At 58.8% G+C, this 21,095-nt stretch carries 20 protein-coding genes, 1 pseudogene, 1 riboswitch and 1 other annotated feature; of the genes and pseudogenes, 1 reads left to right on the top strand and 20 read right to left on the bottom strand.

The annotated features are described in order from the left end of the window. Positions 1-5: 5 nt before the first annotated feature. On the top strand, positions 6-683 hold the full coding sequence (gene sfsA / locus ACFER_RS06820) for a DNA/RNA nuclease SfsA (protein WP_012938687.1): 678 nt from the start codon (positions 6-8) through the stop codon (positions 681-683). Between the two features lie 202 nt (positions 684-885). Here sfsA and leuA read toward each other — a convergent pair whose 3' ends face one another. The 20 genes and pseudogenes from leuA to nusA all read right to left on the bottom strand — a co-directional run bounded on the left by leuA (position 886) and on the right by nusA (position 21,076). Beyond that, positions 886-2,577 (bottom strand): 2-isopropylmalate synthase, encoded by a 1,692-nt coding sequence (gene leuA / locus ACFER_RS06825; protein ID WP_012938688.1) that lies wholly within the window; start codon positions 2,575-2,577, stop codon positions 886-888. A 56-nt stretch (positions 2,578-2,633) separates the two neighbouring features. Continuing rightward, positions 2,634-2,878: a binding site (T-box leader), on the bottom strand. Positions 2,879-3,024: 146 nt separating this feature from the next. Further along, complete coding sequence (locus tag ACFER_RS06830) at positions 3,025-4,200, bottom strand: phosphoribosylaminoimidazolecarboxamide formyltransferase (RefSeq protein WP_012938689.1); 1,176 nt, start codon at positions 4,198-4,200, stop codon at positions 3,025-3,027. A gap of 46 nt (positions 4,201-4,246) precedes the next feature. Beyond that, a riboswitch (ZMP/ZTP riboswitch) is annotated at positions 4,247-4,325 on the bottom strand. Between the two features lie 39 nt (positions 4,326-4,364). Next, positions 4,365-5,279 (bottom strand): radical SAM protein, encoded by a 915-nt coding sequence (locus ACFER_RS06835; protein WP_012938690.1) that lies wholly within the window; start codon positions 5,277-5,279, stop codon positions 4,365-4,367. A gap of 53 nt (positions 5,280-5,332) precedes the next feature. After that, complete coding sequence (locus ACFER_RS06840; RefSeq protein WP_012938691.1) at positions 5,333-5,962, bottom strand: hypothetical protein; 630 nt, start codon at positions 5,960-5,962, stop codon at positions 5,333-5,335. A gap of 93 nt (positions 5,963-6,055) precedes the next feature. Next, complete coding sequence (locus ACFER_RS06845; protein WP_012938692.1) at positions 6,056-6,937, bottom strand: DMT family transporter; 882 nt, start codon at positions 6,935-6,937, stop codon at positions 6,056-6,058. 84 nt (positions 6,938-7,021) lie between these two features. Beyond that, positions 7,022-7,642: a L(+)-tartrate dehydratase subunit beta gene (ttdB, locus tag ACFER_RS06850; RefSeq protein ID WP_012938693.1), complete on the bottom strand. Its 621-nt coding sequence runs from the start codon at positions 7,640-7,642 to the stop codon at positions 7,022-7,024. Then, complete coding sequence (gene ttdA, locus ACFER_RS06855; RefSeq protein WP_012938694.1) at positions 7,642-8,541, bottom strand: L(+)-tartrate dehydratase subunit alpha; 900 nt, start codon at positions 8,539-8,541, stop codon at positions 7,642-7,644. The genes ttdB and ttdA overlap by 1 nt, the downstream gene beginning before the upstream one ends. A gap of 60 nt (positions 8,542-8,601) precedes the next feature. After that, positions 8,602-9,870: an SLC13 family permease gene (locus tag ACFER_RS06860; protein WP_012938695.1), complete on the bottom strand. Its 1,269-nt coding sequence runs from the start codon at positions 9,868-9,870 to the stop codon at positions 8,602-8,604. A gap of 354 nt (positions 9,871-10,224) precedes the next feature. After that, entirely contained in the window at positions 10,225-10,890 is a 666-nt protein-coding gene (locus ACFER_RS06865) for a GntR family transcriptional regulator (RefSeq protein ID WP_041666644.1), read from the bottom strand. Positions 10,891-11,031: 141 nt separating this feature from the next. Next, positions 11,032-11,217 (bottom strand): annotated as a pseudogene (locus ACFER_RS12010) (GntR family transcriptional regulator); the annotation flags it as partial. 20 nt (positions 11,218-11,237) lie between these two features. Beyond that, positions 11,238-13,043 carry a translation elongation factor 4 gene (gene lepA, locus ACFER_RS06870; RefSeq protein ID WP_012938697.1) on the bottom strand — a complete coding sequence of 602 codons (1,806 nt, stop codon included), beginning with the start codon at positions 13,041-13,043 and terminating at the stop codon, positions 11,238-11,240. Positions 13,044-13,343: 300 nt separating this feature from the next. Next, positions 13,344-13,607 carry a 30S ribosomal protein S20 gene (rpsT, locus tag ACFER_RS06875; protein WP_012938698.1) on the bottom strand — a complete coding sequence of 88 codons (264 nt, stop codon included), beginning with the start codon at positions 13,605-13,607 and terminating at the stop codon, positions 13,344-13,346. A 74-nt stretch (positions 13,608-13,681) separates the two neighbouring features. Beyond that, positions 13,682-14,623: a bifunctional riboflavin kinase/FAD synthetase gene (locus tag ACFER_RS06880; protein WP_012938699.1), complete on the bottom strand. Its 942-nt coding sequence runs from the start codon at positions 14,621-14,623 to the stop codon at positions 13,682-13,684. Further along, on the bottom strand, positions 14,620-15,513 hold the full coding sequence (truB, locus tag ACFER_RS06885) for a tRNA pseudouridine(55) synthase TruB (protein WP_012938700.1): 894 nt from the start codon (positions 15,511-15,513) through the stop codon (positions 14,620-14,622). The genes ACFER_RS06880 and truB overlap by 4 nt, the downstream gene beginning before the upstream one ends. Next, positions 15,513-16,469, bottom strand: coding sequence for a DHH family phosphoesterase (locus ACFER_RS06890; protein ID WP_012938701.1), 957 nt, complete (start codon positions 16,467-16,469; stop codon positions 15,513-15,515). Before ACFER_RS06890 ends, truB begins: the two co-directional genes overlap by 1 nt. Next, positions 16,462-16,818, bottom strand: a complete 357-nt coding sequence (gene rbfA, locus ACFER_RS06895) for a 30S ribosome-binding factor RbfA (RefSeq protein ID WP_012938702.1) — start codon at positions 16,816-16,818, stop codon at positions 16,462-16,464. The genes ACFER_RS06890 and rbfA overlap by 8 nt, the downstream gene beginning before the upstream one ends. 9 nt (positions 16,819-16,827) lie before the next feature. After that, positions 16,828-19,416 (bottom strand): translation initiation factor IF-2, encoded by a 2,589-nt coding sequence (infB, locus tag ACFER_RS06900; RefSeq protein ID WP_012938703.1) that lies wholly within the window; start codon positions 19,414-19,416, stop codon positions 16,828-16,830. Positions 19,417-19,432: 16 nt separating this feature from the next. Beyond that, on the bottom strand, positions 19,433-19,732 hold the full coding sequence (locus tag ACFER_RS06905; RefSeq protein WP_012938704.1) for a L7Ae/L30e/S12e/Gadd45 family ribosomal protein: 300 nt from the start codon (positions 19,730-19,732) through the stop codon (positions 19,433-19,435). Further along, positions 19,716-19,991: an RNase P modulator RnpM gene (gene rnpM, locus ACFER_RS06910; protein WP_012938705.1), complete on the bottom strand. Its 276-nt coding sequence runs from the start codon at positions 19,989-19,991 to the stop codon at positions 19,716-19,718. The genes ACFER_RS06905 and rnpM overlap by 17 nt, the downstream gene beginning before the upstream one ends. Then, positions 19,988-21,076 (bottom strand): transcription termination factor NusA, encoded by a 1,089-nt coding sequence (nusA, locus tag ACFER_RS06915; RefSeq protein ID WP_012938706.1) that lies wholly within the window; start codon positions 21,074-21,076, stop codon positions 19,988-19,990. The genes rnpM and nusA overlap by 4 nt, the downstream gene beginning before the upstream one ends. Between the last annotated feature and the right edge of the window lie 19 nt (positions 21,077-21,095).

Genomic DNA, 21,095 nt, shown 5'->3' on the forward strand with positions numbered 1-21,095 from the left:
TTTTCATGCACTACCCCAACATCACTTCCGGTACCTTCCGTTCCCGGCCCAACCGGTTCATCGCCCAGGTGGAAATCAATGGTAAGGAAGAAACCTGCCATGTGAAGAACACCGGACGCTGCCGGGAACTGCTGGTCCCAGGGGCCAGGGTGTACCTCACCGCCAGTGACAATCCCAAACGGAAGACCCGATACGACCTGGTGGCGGTGGAAAAAGGCCCCCGGCTCATCAATATGGATTCCCAGGCCCCCAACAAGGTGGTCCAGGAATGGCTGGAACAGGGAGGCCTCCCCGGCCTTACCAGAATCCAGCCGGAATTCCGGTACGACCAGTCCCGGTTCGACTTCTACCTGGAACAGGGGGACAGGAAATCCTTCCTGGAAGTGAAGGGCGTCACCCTGGAAGAAGACGGGGTGGTCCGTTTTCCCGATGCCCCCACCGCCCGGGGAGCCAAACACCTCCATGAACTGATCCGGGCCGCCAAAGAAGGGTACGGAGCCTGGGTGTTCCTGGTAATCCAGATGGAAAACGTGGACCATTTCGAACCCAACTGGCGCACCGACCCGGATTTCGGCCAGGCCCTCCTGGACGCCAGAAGCCAGGGGGTCACCCTCCTGGCCTGTGACTGCAAAGTGACCCCGGAAACCCTGGAAATCGGGAAGCGGGTGGAGATTGTGTTATAAAAATCGTTCCCGTAGGGGTGGCAGGCCCGGCCGCCCGCCAAAGCAGCAGTTGACTATGTGTTTTGCGGGGCGCCGGGCCTGCGCCCCCTACGGTTTATGCTGTTCAAAATCAATTTGCAAAATTGATTTCCAGCGGCCGTTGACAGATGACCGCTGACAAAAATACGGGGTACTGCACAAAACGTGCAGTACCCCGTATTTTTTATTTCTGTCCGATCGCCCGGTTGATGGCATTGATAATGCCCAAGAGGGAGGCGGTGTTGATGTTGGGATGGATGCCCACACCGAAGATGTGGCCTCCGTCCGGTTTCTTCAGTTCGATGTAGGAAATGGCCTTGGAATTGGAGCCCTGGCTGATGGCGTGTTCGTGGTAGTTGATGAACTCGAACCCGTCCACCCCGATCTTGTTCAGGGCATTGAAGAAGGCATCGATGGGCCCATTCCCGTTGCCGGAAATGTGCATTTCCGTGCCGTCGGCCTTGATGTCCCCTTCAAAGATGGTGCTGGTGTCCTCATCCCCTTCGTGGTTGTCGTACACCTTGTGGGCCCCCAGTTCATACTTGCCCCGGTAGTCCACATATTTTTTGTTGAACAGTTCCACGATCTGGCTGGCGGACAGTTCGTCCCCGTATTCGTCGGCGGCTTCCTTCACCATATGGCCGAATTCCGGATGCATTTCCTTGGGCAGGTAATACCCCACCGCCTGCTGCATCACAAAGGCAGCGCCGCCCTTGCCGGACTGGCTGTTGATCCGGATCACCGGTTCATATTCCCGGTGGATATCCGCCGGGTTGATGGGCAGATAGGGCACTTCCCAATAGCGGCTGTTGGTATCGGCCATGTACTTGAAGCCCTTCCGGATGGCATCCTGGTGGGACCCGGAAAAAGCGGTGAAGACCAGTTCCCCGGCGTAAGGATGGCGGGGTTCCACCTTCATCTTGGTGACGCTTTCGCAGATCCGTTTGATCCGGTTGATGTGGGAGAAATCCAGCTGGGGATCGATGTTGTGGGTGTACATATTGAGGGCCAGGGTGACGATGTCCACATTCCCGGTCCGTTCCCCGTTGCCGAACAGGGTCCCTTCCACCCGGTCGGCTCCGGCCATCAGGGCCAGTTCCGTGGCGGCCACCCCTTCACCCCGGTCATTGTGGGGGTGCAGGCTGATGATGGCCCGGTCCCGGTCCTTCAGATTCCGGATGAAGTATTCGATCTGGTCCGCATAGGTGTTGGGGGTGGACATTTCCACCGTGGAAGGCAGGTTGATGATCACCGGTTTTTCCTTGGTGGCACCCAGGGTGTCCAGCACCGCTTCACAGATTTCCACTGCATAGTCGGTTTCCGTGCCGGTGAAGCTTTCGGGAGAATATTCGTACCGGATGTTCATGCCGCTTTTGGCGATTTCTTTTTCCGTCAGTTCCCGGATCAGTTTGGCCCCGTCCACGGCAATCTTGGTGATCCCTTCCATGTCCTTCCGGAACACGATTTTCCGCTGGAGGGTGGAAGTGGAATTGTAGAAGTGGATGATCACGTTCTTTGCACCCTTCACCGCTTCAAAGGTCTTCTTGATCAGTTCCGGACGGGCCTGAACCAGCACCTGGATGGTCACGTCATCGGGGATGTAGTTGTCCTCAATCAGGGTCCGGAGGATTTCATATTCCGTTTCAGAAGCGGAGGGGAATCCCACTTCGATTTCCTTGAAGCCGATCTTCACCAGGGTAGTGAACAGCAGCAGCTTTTCTTCCAGCTGCATGGGGGTCACCAGGGCCTGGTTCCCGTCCCGCAGGTCTACGCTGCACCAGACGGGGGGCTTGGTAATGGTCTTGTCCGGCCAGGTACGGTCCGGCAGGCTGACTCCCTGGAAGGGAATGTACTTTTTAATGGGCTTATGCATCATGAATTCCTCCTTGTTTTTGCGAGGCGGGTATAAAAAATCCCCGCCCCCTGTTGTGCTCTAGGGGCGAGGCAAACAATTCCACGCTGTACCACCCTGATTCAGCCAGTCAAAAGACCGGCCCTTTCACCTCTTACCGCAACGGTATAAGGCTAAGGTCTGTAACGGGACCTCCCGTTCCGGACTACCTGTCACCCGGACGACTCTGGAACCAGTTATCATTCAGAAACGGATTATCGACTCCCAGCAGCTGTCGACTCTCTGTGAACCCATTTTCTGATCTTCTTTCCTTCACAGTCATTGTTGGTTACATTTTTGAACTTGATGGTGCTTATTATAGAGTGTTTTATAACGGCTGTCAACAAGTTTTGGGAAAAATGTTTAAAAAAATATGGAGGGGTGAAAAGATTCACCCCTCCGGTCGCGAGTCGCGACCAGGCTCCCTTTCCATCAATGATGGAACAGCCGTACGCCGGTCATGGCCATGGCGATGTTGTATTTGTCGCAGGTTTCGATCACATTGTCGTCCCGGATGCTGCCGCCGGTCTGGGCAATGTATTCCACCCCGCTCCGGTGGGCCCGTTCAATGTTGTCCCCGAAGGGGAAGAAGGCATCGGATCCCAGGGCTACGCCGGTGTTTTTGGCGATCCAGGCTTTCCGTTCTTCCCGGGTCATGGGTTCCGGTTTTTCCGTGAAGAAGTTTTCCCATACGCCGTCCGCCAGCACATCTTCCCAGTCGTCGGAGGTGTACACATCGATGGTGTTGTCCCGGTCCGGTTTCCGGATATCCGCCTTGAAGGGCAGGTTCAGCACCTTGGGGCACTGGCGCAGCCACCATTTGTCCGCCTTGTCCCCGGCCAGACGGGTGCAGTGGATCCGGGACTGCTGGCCGGCGCCCACACCGATGGTCTGGCCGTCCTTCACATAGCACACGGAGTTGGACTGGGTGTATTTCAGGGTGATCATGGCGATCAGCAGATCCCGCCGGGCATTTTCCGGGATTTCCTTGTTCTTCGTGGGACGGTTCTGGAGCAGTTCTTCCGTAATGTGGTCGTTGTTCCGTTTCTGTTCGAAGGTGATGCCGAATACCTGCTTGGTTTCCAGTTCTTCCGGTTCGTAGGCCGGGTCGATCTGGATCACATTGTATTTGCCCTTTTTCTTGGCGGACAGGATTTCCAGGGCTTCCGGTTCATACCCGGGAGCAATGACCCCGTCGGAAACTTCATGCTGGAGCACCAGGGCCGTGGCTTTGTCGCACACGTCGGACAGGGCCACGAAATCCCCGAAGGAGCTCATCCGGTCCGCACCCCGGGCCCGGGCATAGGCGCAGGCCAGCGGAGACAGTTCCATGCCTTCCACACTATAGATCTTCTTCAGGGTATCCGTCAGAGGCAGGCCCACGGCAGCCCCGGCCGGGCTTACATGCTTGAAGGAAGCGGCAGCCGGCAGTCCGGTGGCTCTCCGGAGTTCCCGCACCAGCTGCCAGCTGTTGAAGGCATCCAGGAAGTTGATGTATCCGGGTCTGCCGTTGAGCACCGTAATGGGCAGGTCCGCCCCGCTCTCCATAAAGATCCGGGCCGGGATCTGGTTGGGATTGCAGCCATACTTCAGTTTCAGTTCTTTCATGAAAGATTCCTCCTTAGGGTCAAAAGAAAAACCGACCCCGGGCCACAGCAGGTGCCCAGACGGTCGGCGTTCTACGACCATGCTCCCTGTGGGTAAACCCACTTCCGTCAGTCACATGATCTGTCGGTCTCATTATAGCATTGTCAGCCGTCCACGGTCAACTGTCAGACCTTTTTTATTCCCGTCCCATCGAAGGGCGGGATGAACTGGCTGTCGGCGGAACCGGCCTCCTGGACGAAGCCATCCTCGATGGGGCTCTGGAACAGGTAGTCTTCCACTTCCTGGTACTCCTCTTCTGCCAGGGGACGGCCGATTTCCGGATACTTTCCCTCTTTGGCCTGCCCGCAGGGCACATACTGGCGCATCAGGCTGAACAGCACCTGGCCGGGGGCGAAATTCTCCGCCACCCAGTCGATGATCCGCTTGCTGTCCTCCGTCATGCCCGGCAGGATCATGTGCCGGATGATCACCCCTTTTTTCAGCAGGCCGGTTGTTTCATCCATTTCGTAGGGACCGGTCTGCCGGAACATTTCCCGGATGGCGGCGGTGGCCACGGCAAAATAATTCCGGGCGTGGCTGTACCGCCAGGCAGCTTCTTCGCTGACGTATTTCAGGTCCGGCAGGTAGATCTGGACCTTCCCTTCCAGCTGCCAGAGGGTCTCCACCTTTTCGTAGCCCCCGCAGTTGTACACCACCGGCACCGGCAGTTTGGGCTCCAGGGATTCCAGGATGGTGGGCAGGAAATGGGTGGGCGTCACCAGGTTGATGTTGTGGGCCCCCCGGGCGATCAGGTCCCGGTAGATCCGGCGCAGATCATCAGCGGTCACTTCCCAGCCCTTTCCTCCGCTGCTGATCTCGCTGTTCTGGCAGAACACGCACTGGAGAGTGCAGCCGGAAAAGAACACGGTGCCGCTGCCCCCGGAAGTGCCGCTGATGCAGGGTTCCTCCCACAGATGGAGAGCCGCCCGGGCCGCCCGGGGCCGCCAGGGCATCCGGCACCACCCCAGGGTGCCCGGGGCCCCGGCGGTTTCCTGCCGGTCCACCCTACATTCATGGGGACAAAGAGTACATTGGGTCATAATGGGTTCCTTTCATAAAAGAGGAGCTGCTTATGCAGCAGCTCCTTTATTTCTCAGTATTTATACCCCCAGGAATACCGTCCCCGGTAATTGTAGGGATAAATGGTAATGTCATAATGGGCATTGTCCAGCTCGTGGGTGATCTGGTGCTTGAAGGGCGCCAGGGCCAGATGGAGCACCTTGAAGGGCTTGGACCCCCACATGGCTCCCTCATCGGAAATGTCCACTTTATAGCCGTTTTCGTGGGAATAGGTGCCGGACGCATGATACCCCCGCTCTGCCCCGCCAGTGATCACGAAGGTGACCCCGTTTCTCCGGGCCAGGTCATTCAGGTGGTCCAGGAAGGCCACCGTGGAGGCTTTGAAATGGGCCGTATCCGTGGTGCTGTTGCTCCGCCAGGGCGTATCCATCCCTTCGGTGCTGCTCCACTTCCGCAGGTTGCTCTTGCCGAAATCCCGCCGCCATGCATAGGCCTTTTTGGTGGAAATGGGGGTATAAGACAGGGCTTTTCCCCGGTTCTGCAGGGTGGAAACCCGGTACCCGGCGCTTTTTACAGAAGCCGCAGAAGACGTACGGGTGCCATAGTTAAAGGGTACGGCACGGCGCGCCATTCCGGCAGCAGAAGCAGAAACGGAAACCGTCAGCGAAGAAAAAAGCACGGCAGTGAGTACGACTCTATTCATGCGATTTTGCACATCTCCCAACGTTAAGATTTAAGGTATAAGAAATCCCTTTTATTATACCCAAATTTGACAGAAATTTCAAGAGCCCATTCCCTACCGCTGCGCCAGCAGCACGGCGGCAAACACCAGCCCGCAACCGATGATTTCCCGCAAGGTCATCACTTCTCCCAGGAACAGCCACCCGGCCAGCACCGCAAACACCGATTCCAGGCTCATAATCAGGGTGGCGGTGGTGGGGTCGGTGTACTTCTGCCCCACGATCTGGAGGGTATAGGCCACCCCGCTGGAAAGCCCCGCCGTATACAGCAGGGGCCACCGGGCCGCCCACAGGGCAGGGCCCAGACCGGCGGCGGGCAGGGTTTCCCACACCAGGGCTCCCAGGAGGGACACCAGGAAGGTCATGGCGAACTGGATCCAGGCCACCCGCACCCCGCTGGCCCCTTTCAGCAGGAAATGGTCCACACACAGGATGTGGAGGGCAAAGAACACCGCACACAGGAACACCAGGAAATCCCCGAAGGATATGGTGAAATCCCCGGTGACGCAGAGCAGGTAGAACCCTACCAGGGCCATGGGTACGCACAGCAGCAGGATTTTCCGCACCGTCCGCCCCAGGAACCGGCCCAGGATGGGCACCAGGATGATGTACAGGGCGGTGATGAAACCAGCCTTTCCGGCGGTGGTCTGGGCAATCCCCACCTGCTGGAGGTTGCTGGCCACCCCCATGATGACCCCGCAGCACAGCCCCGCCTTCACCGTCACGGCATCGGGCCGCAGCCGCTGCCACAGACTCCCCTGGCGGACGCCCCCGAAGGCCAGCACCACCGGTACCAGCACCCCGGTAGCCAAAAGGTTCCGGGCCGCGTTGAAGGTAAAGGGCCCCACATAATCCATGCCCACGCTCTGGGCCACAAAAGCGCTGCCCCAGATCAGGGCCGTCAGCAGCAGCAGCAGATTTCCTTTCATTTGATCCATGGTATTCCCCTTTTCACACATTGTAAGAATAAGGATACCATAAAAAAGGAGCTGTTGCACGTGCAGCAGCTCCTTTTTTGTTGCTTATTTAATGAACCGGACGTTGGGGATGATTTCCTCGTATACTTCTTCGGCCCGTTTCTTGTAGGTCTTCTTGTTTTCTTCGAACAGGTTGCCGCCTTTGGTGTCCACGGCCACGATCAGGGGCCCCAGTTCTTCCACTTCGCTGGTCCACAGGGTTTCCGGCATTCCCAGATCCTTCCACTGGGCATCGATGATCTTCTTGAAATGCACCGCGGAAACCACTGCACAGCCGGCAGGGAACACGCAGAAGATGGTCTTGTATTTCTGGCAGGCATCCATGGTATCCTGGCCCATGCCGCCCTTGCCCACGATCAGCTTCACGCCGGTCTGGGGAATGAAATCCTTTTCGAATTTTTCCATCCGCATGGACGTGGTGGGTCCGATGGAAACCATTTCATAGGCGTTTTCCTTTCCTTCGATGGGACGGACGATGGGGCCTGCGTGGAAAATGGCGCCCCCTTCCAGGTCCACCGGCAGCTTCCGGCCTTCTTCGATGAGACGGCGGTGAGCCACGTCCCGGCAGGTGGTGATCTTGCCGGTCAGATAGACGATATCCCCGATTTTCAGGTTCTCGATGTCTTCGGATTTAATGGGTGTATGCAGCACAACTTTGTTAGCCATTATAATTCAGCCCCCTTATGAGAAGTGATGGTGTAATGCAGGTCTTTGTCGAAAATGATGTGGCCCCGGCGGTGGTTCCAGCAGCCGATATTCACAGCCACCCCGATGGCGGACGGATGACGGGCGGTGTTCTCGATGTGGACGCCCAGGACGGAAGCACTGCCGGTCATGCCCTGGGGCCCCAGACCGATCTTGTTGATGCCTTCTTCCAGGAGTTTTTCCATTTCCGCAGCCCGGGGATTGGGATTGTGGGTCCCCAGGGGACGCATCAGAGCTTTTTTGGAGAGTACGGCGGCGGTTTCCACGGAGGTGGCCACCCCTACCCCCACCAGGAAGGGCGGGCAGGCGTTGGGTCCATAGGTGTACATCCGTTCCAGGACGAATTTGGTGACCCCTTCATACCCTTCCCCGGGCATCAGCACCATGGCATGGCCCGGCAGGGTGCAGCCGCCCCCGGCCATATAGGTGTCGATTTCGCAGGTATCGGAATCCGGTACGATTTCCCAGAACACGGTGGGAGTGCCTTTCCCCACGTTCTTGCCGGTGTTGTATTCATCGAAGGTTTCCACGCTGTTGTGGCGCAGGGGAGTGGCGAAGGTGGCCTGGACGGTGGCTTCCTTCAGCAGCCCTTCCAGTTCCCCGATCAGGGGGAAGTTGGTGCCGCATTTCACGAAATACTGGAGCACCCCGGTATCCTGGCAGGAAGGACGGTTCAGTTCCTTGGCCAGCTTCTGGTTTTTGGCATAGGTTTCATACAGCAGCTTGGCAATGGGCACGGTTTCCTTTTCGGCCAGTTCCTTCAGTTTGGCGGCCACGTCATCGGGCAGCACCTTGGCGGTGTATCCCACGAACTTGGCCATGATGTCGGTCATTTGTTTCACTTGGGCTTCTTTGGACATTTTCATTTCCTCCTTATACTTGAACACACAGGAATTTTTTATGTACAGGTTCCGGTTCCATCAGGGATAGAAAGGGAACAGGATGGGCAGCAGGATGAGAGAGACGATGTAGCCGATGATCACCATGGGAATGCCGGCCTTCACGTAATCGTTGAAGGTGTATCCCCCGGGGGCGAACACCATCATGTTGGCAGGCATGCCAATGGGGGTGGCAAAAGCCAGGGAAGCGCCGATGACCGTGGCTACGATCACCGCCTTGGGGTCCGCCCCCATGGCTTCGGAAATATTCACGGAAATGGGGATCAGCAGGGCCGCCGTACCAAAGTTGCTCATGAAGTTGGTCATGACGCAGCTGAGCAGCAGAATCACCGCCAAAAGCAGCAGCGGGGAAGCGTTGGATCCCAGGAGACCAATCACCCCGTCGGCCACCGCCTTGCCGGCGCCGGTTTTGGCCAGAGCCTTGGCCAGGGCCAGGGTGCCACCGTACACGAACAGGGTCTGGAGGTCGATGGACTGGTACGCCTGTTTTTCACTGATGACACCCAGGGTGACCAGCACAAGGGCACCGATGCAGCCGGACAGGTAGAATTTGATGCCGATCTGTTTTTCAAAGATCATTGCGATGATGGTAAGCACCATGACGATCAGGGAAACTTTTTGTTTCCAGGCCGGGACCTGGGAGAAATCCGGCGTCTTGTCGTAGATGCTTTCCCCGGTCTTCCCCTGCCGCTGCGGCAGGAACCGGTAACCTACCGTGGCAAAGAAGGCAGTGCCGATCAGCAGGATGGGAAAGCCCACGAAACCGTATTCAAAGAAGCTGATGTCCTGGCCGATGGCTTCCAGGGCGCTTTTCCCCAGCAGGTTCCCGGGAGCCCCGATGATGGACAGGTTACCGCCCATGGCGGCGGCGAAGATCAGGGGCAGCAGGAGCCGGGACCGGGCAAAGCCGGATTTGGAAGCGATGCCGATGACCACCGGGATCAGGATGGCGGCAGTGCCCGTGTTGGACAGGAAGCCGCTCATGATGCCGGTGACCAGCATCACTGCCACAATCAGCTGCCGTTCGGAGCTGGCGAACCGGGTAACGATGCCCCCCACCTTGTTGGCCATGCCCGTTTCAAAAAAGGCACCGCCGATGATGAACATGGCCACGAACAGGATCAGGTTGTTGTCCACAAAGCCGGCAAAGGCATCCTTGGGACTCAGCACGCCGGTGAGCACCAGCACCATCAGGGCCAGCATGGACGTGACGGCCAGGGGAAGTTTTTCGGTGACGAACAGGATAATGACACAGACCAGAAGGGTCAGGGTAATGGCAATGGGTGACATTATGGGTTTCTCCTCCTTTGTTTCATCAATCCTGCGCGCTTTGGATTAATCTTGATATTTGATAATGTATCCATTTGTTGGTTATACTATACCCCCATTGGCTGCAGGAGTCAATGGGGTTTAAGAATTATCTGATTTTTGACTACAAATTGGATTGTTTATCATAAATACAAAACCGGGGGCGTGAATGAATTCACACCCCCGGTCACGGGCCACGAGTCACAGGTCGCGGGCCTGGACGTTTAAATCGTTTGTTCTTTTTCTATATAATGACACGAGAAAACCGTACGGAATAGAAAACCGGACATTGTATCTGCTCCAACAAGCCCGCGGCTCACGACTCGGGGCTCGTGACTAAAGCTTTTTCCCCACCTGCTCCCGGTAGTTGGTGAGGATGTTTTCCATGCTCCGTTCCATGTGTTCGTCCATGAGCTTCCGGGCCTTTTCCGGATCATGGGCCCGGAGGGCTTCCATCAGCTGCCGGTGTTCAAAGAAGGAGATCTTGGCATAATCGGTTTCCGTCATCAGGAACCCCAGGGAAAGCCCGTTCCACAGGCTGGCCAGAATCCGGGCCAGTTTGGGATTGTCCGCCGCCTCCCACAGGGCCATATGGAAGCTTTCGTTGTAGTGCTTGTAGTCCCCGTACCGGTGCTCTTCCATGCACTTTTCCATGCCGGCATAGACCTGTTCCACTTCCGTCAGGTCACTGCCGGGCCGGGCGGCCAGGGCGGCGGCTTCCCGTTCCAGGATTTCCCGGACGGCAAAATGGTCCCGGATGGCCTTTTCATCCATTCCCAGCACCACCGCTCCCTTGTTGGGCCGCAGCTTCACCAGTCCCTGGCTGGCCAGAAGCTGGAGGGCTTCCCGGACCGGAGTGGCGGAGACCCCCATGTGCCGGGCGGTCTCTTCCAGGGTCAGCACACTGCCTTCCGGGATCTCCCGGCGGAGGATGGCTTTCCGCAGATAGGAAGCCACCTGTTCCCGGGCCGGCAGGAGATGGATCTTCCCCACGTTTTTCATCGGGGTGTCCCCGGCTACCCGGTACACCGGAACAGGGGACGCCGGCGGTTCCTGGGCTTCCGGCACCGGGGCCTGTCCCGTTTTCCGGTTCCCCAGCAGCTCCCGGGCCTCCTCCGCCACCACCATGTGCCGGTTGCTGAGCCGGGTCACCAGCCCTTCCAGCAGCAGGGTCTGGAGGGCCTCCCGGATGGGCATCCGGGATACGCCGTAGGTCCTGGCCAGTTCCACCTGCTTCAGTTCCGTCCCCGGTTCCAGATCACCGGAGGCGATCCGGTTCCGCAGGGACTGGCAGATCAGTTCCTGGGTGGATTTCTGCAGGGTCACCATGGGTCCACCTCCTTTCTCTCTTACTTGTCGTCCATTTTCAGGATGGCCATGAAGGCTTCCTGGGGCAGTTCCACGCTGCCCACCTGCTTCATGCGCTTCTTCCCGGCTTTCTGCTTTTCCAGCAGTTTCCGTTTCCGGGTGATGTCGCCCCCGTAGCATTTGGCCAGCACGTCCTTCCGCAGGGCGCTGACGTTTTCCCGGGCAATGATCTTGCTGCCGATGGCCGCCTGGATGGGGATCTCGAACAGCTGCCGGGGAATCAGTTTCCGGAGCTTTTCCACCAGGGCACGGCCCCAGTACTGGGCCCGGTCCCGATGGACGATGGCGCTGAGGGCATCCACCGGATCCCCGTTCAGCAGGATATCCACCTTCACCATGTCCGAAGGCCGGTAGCCGCTCAGTTCATAATCCAGGGAGGCATAGCCCCGGGATACGCTTTTCAGCCGGTCGAAATAGTCGAAGATGATTTCCGACAGGGGCAGGGCATAGTGGATCATCACCCGGGTTTCGTCCAGGTAAGTCATGTTCTGGTATTCTCCCCGCTTTTCCTGGGACAGTTCCATCACCGGCCCCACAAAATCCTTGGGCACGATGATGGTGGCGTTCACAAAGGGTTCCTCCACATGCTCGATTACCGTGGGATTGGGGAACTGGGAGGGGTTGTCCACCATTTCAATGTCCCCGTTGGTCTTCACCACTTCGTAGATAACGTTGGGAGCGGTGGTGATGAGGCTCAGGCCGTATTCCCGTTCCAGCCGTTCCTTGATCACATCCATGTGGAGCAGGCCCAGGAAGCCGCAGCGGAAACCGAAGCCCAGGGCGGAAGAAGTTTCCGGTTCGAAGGTCAGGGAGGCGTCGTTGAGCTGGAGTTTTTCCAGGGCGTCCCGGAGATTGTCGTATTCAGAGTTCTCGATGGGATACAGGCCGCAGTACACCATGGGGGTGGCCTTCCGGTACCCCGGCAGGGGCTCTTTGGCCGGCTGGCTGTTGTCGGTGATGGTATCCCCCACCCGGGCGTCCTTCACGGTCTTGATGGCGGCTGCCAGAAAGCCCACCTGGCCCTCTCCCAGTTCCGGCACGTTGACCATGGCGGGCTTGAACACCCCCACTTCCGTCACGTCATAGACCTTGCCGGTGGCCATGAGCCGGATGGACATGCCCTTCTTCAGGCAGCCGTTCACCACCCGCACATAGAGCATGACCCCTTTGTAGGCGTCGAACTTGGAATCGAAGATCAGGGCCTGGAGAGGGGCCGCCGGGTCCCCTTTGGGCGCCGGCACCCGGTTCACCACCGCTTCCAGCACCTGGTCCACCCCCAGGCCGGTCTTGGCGCTGCACAGGACGCATTCGCTCTTGTCGATGCCCAGGATGTCCTCGATTTCCTTTTCCACCCGGGGCACATCGGCGCTGGGCAGGTCGATCTTGTTGATCACCGGGATGATCTCCAGGTCATGGTCCATGGCCAGGTACACATTGGCCAGGGTCTGGGCCTCGATGCCCTGGGTGGCGTCGATGACCAGCAGGGCCCCTTCACAGGCCGCCAGGGCCCGGGACACTTCGTAGGTAAAGTCCACATGGCCCGGGGTATCAATCAGGTTCAGGATGTAGTCGTTCCCGTCCTTGGCCTTGTAATCCAGCTGGACCGCCTGGTCCTTGATGGTGATGCCCCGTTCCCGTTCCAGGCTCATGGAGTCCAGGATCTGGTCCTCCATTTCCCGCTTGGACAGGGTGCCGGTCATTTCAATGAGCCGGTCGGCCAGGGTGGATTTGCCGTGGTCGATATGGGCGATGATGGAAAAATTTCGAATATGATCACGTTTTGCCATGGAATCTTCTCGCTTTCTGCCAACGCCTGAAAAACAGGCGGAAATATTTCAATACTTTATTATATCATGTTCGGCCGGGCCCTTCCACCTGGCATCCGGCAATGTAAGTGTCAACAAGTTCTCGGTAAGACCTTCATCACAGTATGGTTATGCAGCAAAGTGCAGAGTGAAGAGCACGGACGATGAAAATCCAATGACCCATTGCGATGCCGTAGGGGGCGCAGGCCGGTTGCCCCGCTCCCTCCGCATACAACAAAAAAGGCCGGCAACCGGAGTTGTCAGCCTTCCTGCTGTTCAGCCTTATTTTACTGCGTTGACTTTCTTAGCTAAACGGGATTTCTTGCGAGCTGCGGCTTTTTTGTTCACCGTGCCCTTCCGAGCAGCTTTATCTAATAAGCTCGCTGCTACTTTCAAAGTGGCCTGGGCCTCTTCTTTGGATCCTGCAGCAGCAAAAGCTTCAACCTTGCGTGCGGTGCTGCGGATTTCAGCTTTCACCGGGCCATTGGCAGCGCGCCGTTCGGCATCAGTCTTGACACTACGAATGGAAGACTTAATATTCGGCATGTTCTCACCTCCACCAATAAGCTTTACCAAAATATAATATCATGGATACGTCCTTTGTGCAAGGGATTTTTCCATTATTTCTTGTTCTTTTCCATGGCCAGGATGCTCTGGGCATTCCGGGCGTCCTTCCGGAGCTGTTCCTGGAGCCTGTCCAGGTCGGGGAATTTCTCCTCTCCCCGGAGCCGGGCCACCAGCTGCACCCGGACTTCCTTCCCGTACAGGTCCCCCTGGAACCGGAACAGATGGGCTTCCAGCCGGGTTTCCTGGTTGGCGAAGGTGGGATTGTCCCCTACATTCACCATGGCATCATGCCACTGGCCGTCCACCAGCACCCGCCCTGCGTACACCCCGAAGGCGGGCACGGCAAAATGCTGGCCCAGGAGCTTCAGATTGGCCGTAGGGAAGCCCAGGAGCCGTCCCCGGTGATCCCCGGGCACCACCTGGCCCCGGATGGCATAGGGCCGGCCCAGCATCTGGGCCGCCAGTTCCACCCGTCCTTCGGCGATAGCCTTCCGGATGTTGGTGCTGCTCACCACCAGCCCGTCCTGCTTCAAAAGAGGCCGGGACAGGATGGTGAGCCCGAACCGGGTGTGTTCCGTCTTCAGAAGACGGACGTTCCCCTTGCCCCCGGCCCCGAAGCTGAAGTTGTCCCCGATGCCCACAGCCTTGACTCCCAGATCCACCAGCATCTGGAGGAAATCGTCGGCGCTCATGGCCGCCAGTTCCCGGGTAAAGGGGATGTTCACCAGGATGTCCACCTCCAGGTCCACCATGAGTTTTTCCTTGGCGGCATTGTCCAGCAGCCGGGGCGGTTCCAGCTCCGGCTTCAGACTGGCCAGAGGGTGGGTGCTGAAGGTGAACACCATCAGCTGGAGATGGTGCTGCCGGGCATAGGTCCGGGTGGTCCCGATCACTTCCTGGTGTCCCCGGTGGACCCCGTCAAAGGTCCCCAGAGCCGCCGCGGAAGGCAGCAGATGGGCTCTGTGCAGTTCGTCCAGTGAGGTTATCAGTTTCATGGTTGTTCTTCCGTCCTTGTTTCCACGTCCGGGATGTGGATGATCTTGTGGGCCCGGAGCCGGCCGTCCACGGCACGGGCCAGTCCCACCAGCACCCCGTCCCGGGTCCACAGCTGGTACAGGGTCCCTTCCGTCAGCCCGGGCAGGGTGGTGGCCACTCCCTGGGCGATCCGCCGCCCCTGGAGGGCATTCACAATCTTTTTGGGAAAGCCGGCCAGGATGGGTTCCACCCCCATGCAGCAGCCTTCCGGATCGGCGGCGATCTCCTGGAGGGTATGGGCGTCTTCCAGCCGGAAGACCCCGGCCCGCCGCCGGAGCAGGAAACTCATGGTCCCCTTCATCCCCAGCTTCGCCGCCAGGTCCTCACACAGGGTCCGGATAAAAGTCCCCTTGGAGCAGGTCACGTCGAACACCAGGGTCTTTCCGGTGTAATCCACCTTTTCCAGTTCATAGAGAGTGATGGGACGGGGCTCCCGCTTCACTTCGATGCCCTGTCGGGCCAGCTTGTACAGCTTGGTGCCCCCCACACTGATGGCGGAATACATGGGCGGGATCTGGGTCCCTTCCCCCCGGAAGGAGGCCAGGGCGGCTTCGATTTCCTCTGCCGTCAGGTCCCGTACGGGACTTTCGGCGATCACCGCCCCTTCCGTATCCCCGGTGTCGGTCTGAAACCCGAAGGTCAGCTCTGCCCGGTAGCTTTTTTCCTCGTGGGCCGCGTATTCCAGGAATCGGGTGGCCATGCCGGTGAACACCGGCAGCACCCCGGCGGCCAGGGGATCCAGGGTGCCCCCGTGGCCGATTTTCTTCATATGGAGGATTTTCCGCAGGGCCCCCACCACATCATGGCTGGTCATGCCCGGTGGTTTGAGTACGTTGAAAATCCCATCCATCACAGTTCCTCCAGGGCCTTTTCCAGCGCCTCCAGCAGGGCCTTCTTGGCCTCTTCCAGAGGCAGGCCGATGGTGCAGCCGGCGGCTTTGGGATGGCCGCCCCCGTTGAAGGCCACGGCCACCCTGCTCACGTCCACCTTTTTGGAGCGCATGCTCACCCGCGTGGATCTGGGTTCCACCTGCTTGAAGAGCACCGCCACGTCCACCCCGGCAATGTACCGGGGATGGTAGATGAAGCTTTCCGTGGAAACGGTCTTGTCATACAGGGAAAGAGGCACTTCCAGGGTGGCAATTTTCCCTCCGGCATAGAAGCTCAGGCTGGGCAGCACCTTGGCCAGGAGCTCCACGGAATTCCGGGCTTTCAGTTCCAGCTGGTCGGAGATCTCGTCGGGCTTCACCCCCAGGGCCACCAGGTCCGCCGCCACCCGCATGCACCGGGGGGTGGTGTTGGCGTACTTGAAAAAGCCGCAGTCGGTGACAATGGCCGTGTACAGATCCGTGGCCAGTTCCTGGTCCACCGGGATCCTGTTGGCTTCCAGCATCCGGTACATGATTTCCCCGGTGGCCGCCGCCCTGTCATCCAGCAGCAGATAATCCGCATACCGGGTGTTGGACACATGGTGGTCGATGTTCAGGATGGGTGCGGAAAGACAGTCTTCCGCAGCCCCCATCCGGTCTTTGGAAGAGGCATCCACCACCACCGTCAGGTCGCAGTCGATTTTCTCCCCGGGTTTGGGCTGCTCATAGGCGTCCAGTCCGGGCAGGAACTGGTACACCGCCGGCAGGATGTCATCCACCAGCAGACGCACCTGTTTCCCTGCCTGGCGCAGGGCCCGGGCCAGTCCCAGGGTGGAGCCCAGGGTATCCCCGTCCGGTCCCACATGGCTCACCAGCACCAGGCGGCTGACGCTCATCAGCAGCTGCCAGGTTTCCTTCAGATCCAGTGCCTTACTCATGATGCTCTTCTTTCTTCAGCTCATGGAGGATGGATTCGATATGGGCGCTGTATTCCATGGACGTATCCTTGTGGAAGCTGAGCACCGGAGCCACCCGGAGATCGATCCGCCGGGCGATTTCCCGGCGGAAGAAGCCCAGGGCGGACTGGAGGCCCTTCCAGGCGGCTGCCTGCTGTTCCTCACTGCCGTAGAGGCTTACATAGATCTTGGCGTAGCTCAGGTCGTTGCTGACTTCCACCCCGGTGATGGTGACGAACTTCACCCGGGGATCCTTCACGTCACGGATCATCATGTTGCTCATTTCCTGCTTGATCAGCGCCTGGAGTTTTTCAGCACGAAGTTTGGACATGGTCCCTCCTTATTCTGCAGCCACTTCTTCCATGGTGTAGACTTCCAGCTGGTCCCCCACCTTGATATCCCGGTAGTCGGCCAGGGTAAGCCCACATTCGAAGTTGGCCGCCACTTCCTTCACATCGTCCTTGAACCGGCGCAGGGAATCCAGTTCCCCTTCGTGGATCACGATGCCGTCCCGGACCAGACGCACCTTGGCGGACCGGGTGATCTTCCCGTCCTTCACATAGGCCCCGGCGATCAGCATCTTGTTGATGGGGATAACCTGACGGATTTCCACATGGCCGATGATCTTTTCCTTGAATTTGGGTGCCAGCATCCCCTTGATGGCGGCTTCCACATCGTTCAGGGCATCGTAGATGACCCGGTAGGTGCGGATATCCACCTTTTCGGCTTCGGCGGTCTTCCGGGCATTGGCGTCCGGACGGACGTTGAAGCCGATGATCAGGGCGTTGGCGGCGGAAGCCAGCATCACGTCGGATTCGTTGATGGCCCCTACCCCGGAATGGACGATGACCACTTTCACTTCATCGTTCTTGATCTTGGTGAGCGCCTGTTCCAGGGCCTGGATGGTGCCCTGCACGTCGGCCTTCACCACGATGTTCAGGTCCTTCAGTTCCCCTTCCTGGATCCGGTTGAAGATATCGTCCAGGGAAACCTTGGCCTTCTTCTGTTCTTCCATCTTCTGCTTGGCCTGGCGTTTTTCCGCCACGGACCGGGCCACATGTTCATCGCAGGCATCCAGGATATCCCCGGCTTCCGGCACATCGTTGAGCCCCAGGACTTCCACAGGGGTGGAAGGCAGGGCCTTCTTCACCTTTTCGCCCCGGTCGTTGACCATGGCCCGGACCTTGCCGTAGCAGGTGCCGGCCAGGATGGAATCCCCGATGTGCAGGGTGCCCCGGTCGATGAGCACGGAGGCCACAGGCCCTCTGCCCTTGTCCAGTTTGGCTTCGATGATGGTGCCGTGGGCGGGCAGGTTGGGGTTGGCCTTCAGATCCTGCATTTCAGCCACCAGCAGGATCATTTCCAGCAGGTCGGAGATACCGGTCTTCTGCCGGGCGGATACGGGAACCATGATGGTATCCCCGCCCCAGGCTTCCGGGATCAGTCCATGCTCGGACAGCTGCTGCATGACGAAATCCGGGTTGGCCCCTTCCTTGTCGATCTTGTTGATGGCCACGATCACCGGCACCTTGGCAGCCTTGGCATGGTTGATGGCTTCGATGGTCTGGGGCATCACCCCGTCGTCAGCGGCCACCACCAGCACGGCGATATCCGTCACCTGGGCCCCACGGGCACGCATGGCGGTGAAAGCTTCGTGGCCCGGGGTATCCAGGAACACGATGGGCTTGCCCTGGCACACCACCCGGTAGGCACCGATGTGCTGGGTGATCCCGCCGGCTTCCCGGGCGGTTACGTTGGTCTTCCGGATGGCATCCAGCAGGGAGGTCTTGCCGTGGTCCACGTGGCCCATGACCGTCACCACGGGGGGACGGGGCACCCGCAGAGCCGGGTCGTCTTCCACTTCCGGCACTTCCGTGGGATCCGCTTCAGGAGGCGGTTCCTTGATTTCACAGTTGAAGTCCATGCCCACCAGTTCGGCGGTTTCATGGTCGATTTCCTGGTTGATGGTCACCATCTTGCCCAGCATGAACAGCTTCTTGATCACTTCGTTCACGTCCCGGCACAGGAGCTTGGCGAAATCCTTTACGCTGATGCTTTCGCCCACTTCGATGCTGGTGGGACGGACCACTTCCGCTTTTCTGGCCGGAGCGGCGTTCCGGTTGCTGTTGTTGTTGTTTTTGTGTTTGTGGTTTTTCATCATATGATCGGCACTGCGGGTAGGACGGTCCTCCCGGGTGGCATAAGAGCCCTTGATTTTCTCCCGTTTTTCCTGATGGTTGTGGTTGTTGTTCCGTTTGCCCATATCCTTGCCGGCATGGGCACTGTTCCCGCCGATGGGGGCACCGGGCTTCCCGGCACGGCCGTTCTGGGGCTTGTTCCGGTTGTTCCCGCCGTTCCCACTGCGGTTCTGGTTCCCGCCATTCCGGTCATTCCGGCCGAACCGGCTGCTGCCGTTCCCGTTGCTGCGGTTCTGGCCGTTCTGGGGCCGGTCGTTTCTCCGGCCGTTGTCCCGGTTCTGGCCATTCTGGCTGCTCTGGGGCCGGTCGCCCCGCCGTTCGCTGTGGTTCTGGCCGTTCCGGTCATGGCCGCGGTTTTCTCCCCGGCCGTCGTTTCTCCGGTCGTTCCGGTCATTCCGGCTTTCCTGGGCCGGTTTCTGCTGGGCCGCATGATGGGCCTGGATGGCCGCCTTCCCCACGGCAATGTCACTTTTCACCTGGGCCACTTTGGCAGCCACCGGCGCCGCCGCCTGGGCGGCTTTTTCCTGGACCTTCCGGGCCGCATTCTGGGCGGCTTCCTTCACGGATCCCTGGTTGGCCTTCAGGCCCTTGACGATCATGTCCCGGACCCCGGCTTCCACGGTGCTCATATGGTTCTTCACCGTGATCTTGTGGTCGGCCAGAAAGCCCAGCACCTTCTTGTTGTCCAGGTTCAGTTCCTTGGCGATCTCATAGATTCTGTATTTTGTCATCCGCACACCTCCATAATCACAAGCCCATCATCTTCCGGAAGCCGTCGTCCAACAGGACCACTGCCGCCCGGGGCGCTTTTCCGATGGCGGACCCCAGCCGGATGCGGTCCAAAGCCATCCCATAGGGGATTTTTTCGGTATCGCACCAGTGCCGGATCTTTTCCACCGTCCGGGGAGAGGCATCTGCGGCAATCAGCACGTAGCGGGCACGGCCTTTTTTCTTCAGCGTGTCCCATACGCCCTGATCGCCGGAGGCCAGTTTCCCGGCCTTCTGCGCCAGACTCAGGGCAAAGCAGAGCTCATTGTCCGTTTTCATGGGACAGCTCCGCCAGCAATGCTTCCTTCGTTTCCGGAGAAACCTTCACCTGCAGGGCCCGTTCCAGGCTTTTGCTCTGGAAGGCCTTTTCGATGCAGCCGGCGTTGGGGCACACATAGGCCCCCCGGCCCGGTTTCTTGCCGGAACGGTCCAGGCTCACGGCTCCTTCCGGAGACCGGACGATCCGGACCATTTCCTTTTTATTGTGGATTTCCCCGCAGCCGATGCAGGTCCGCTGGGGAATCTTCTTCACTTTCATGCGTCCTCACCACTTTCCTCAGGGGCTTCCTGAGCCTGGGCAGCTTCGGCAGCCGCCGCCTGGGATTCGCTCTTGATATCGATCTTCCAGCCGGTGAGTTTGGCGGCCAGACGGGCGTTCTGCCCTTCCTTGCCGATGGCCAGGGACAGCTGGTAATCAGGCACCACCACCCGGCAGATCTTTTCGTCCTTGTCCGCCCGGGCAGAGACCACCTTGGAAGGAGACAGGGCGTTGGCCACGTATTCTTCCGGATCTTCGCTGTACTTCACGATGTCGATCTTTTCGCCCCGGAGTTCGTCCACGATGGTCCGTACCCGCATGCCCTTGGGGCCCACGCAGGCGCCCACCGGATCCACGCTGGGATTGGTGCTGTGGACGGCGATCTTGCTGCGCATCCCCGGTTCCCGGGCCACGCTGTCGATGATCACGGTGCCATCCTGGATTTCGGACACTTCCAGCTCGAACAGCCGTTTCAGCAGGCCGGGATGGGTCCGGGACAGGATGATCTGGGGTCCCTTGGTGGTCTTTTTCACTTCTACCACATAGCATTTCAGCCGCTGATGGTAGTCGTAGGTTTCATGGGGGATCTGTTCATTGGGCAGCAGCAGGCCTTCCGCCGTGCCCAGGTCGATGAACACGTTGCGGCCTTCGATCCGCTGTACCGTCCCGGTGACGATGTCGTTTTCCCGGTCGGAATACCGTTCGTACACCATCCCCCGTTCCGCTTCCCGGATCCGCTGGACGATCACCTGCTTGGCGTTCTGGGCGGCAATCCGGCCGAAGTTCTTGGGGGTCACTTCCGTTTCCAGGATATCCCCGGCCTGGTAGTGGGCGTTCATTTTCTGGGCGTCTTCCAGGCTGATTTCCGTGGTGGGATCCGTGACTTCCTCCACAATGTTCTTCCGGGCATAGACATGGATCTCCCCGGTTTCTTTATGCATGGAAACCCGTACATTCTGGGCAGAACCGTAGTTTTTCTTGTAAGCGGTGATCAGGGCTTCCTCCACTGCACTGTACAGTACGTCGGGAGAAATGCTTTTCTCCTTGGCCAGGAGCGCAATGGCTTTCACGAAATCCGCATTCACTTCAAAATTCCTCCTTAAT

Origin of the sequence: Acidaminococcus fermentans DSM 20731 (genome assembly GCF_000025305.1) — a bacterium.
Taxonomy (GTDB): Bacteria; Bacillota; Negativicutes; order Acidaminococcales; family Acidaminococcaceae; genus Acidaminococcus; species Acidaminococcus fermentans.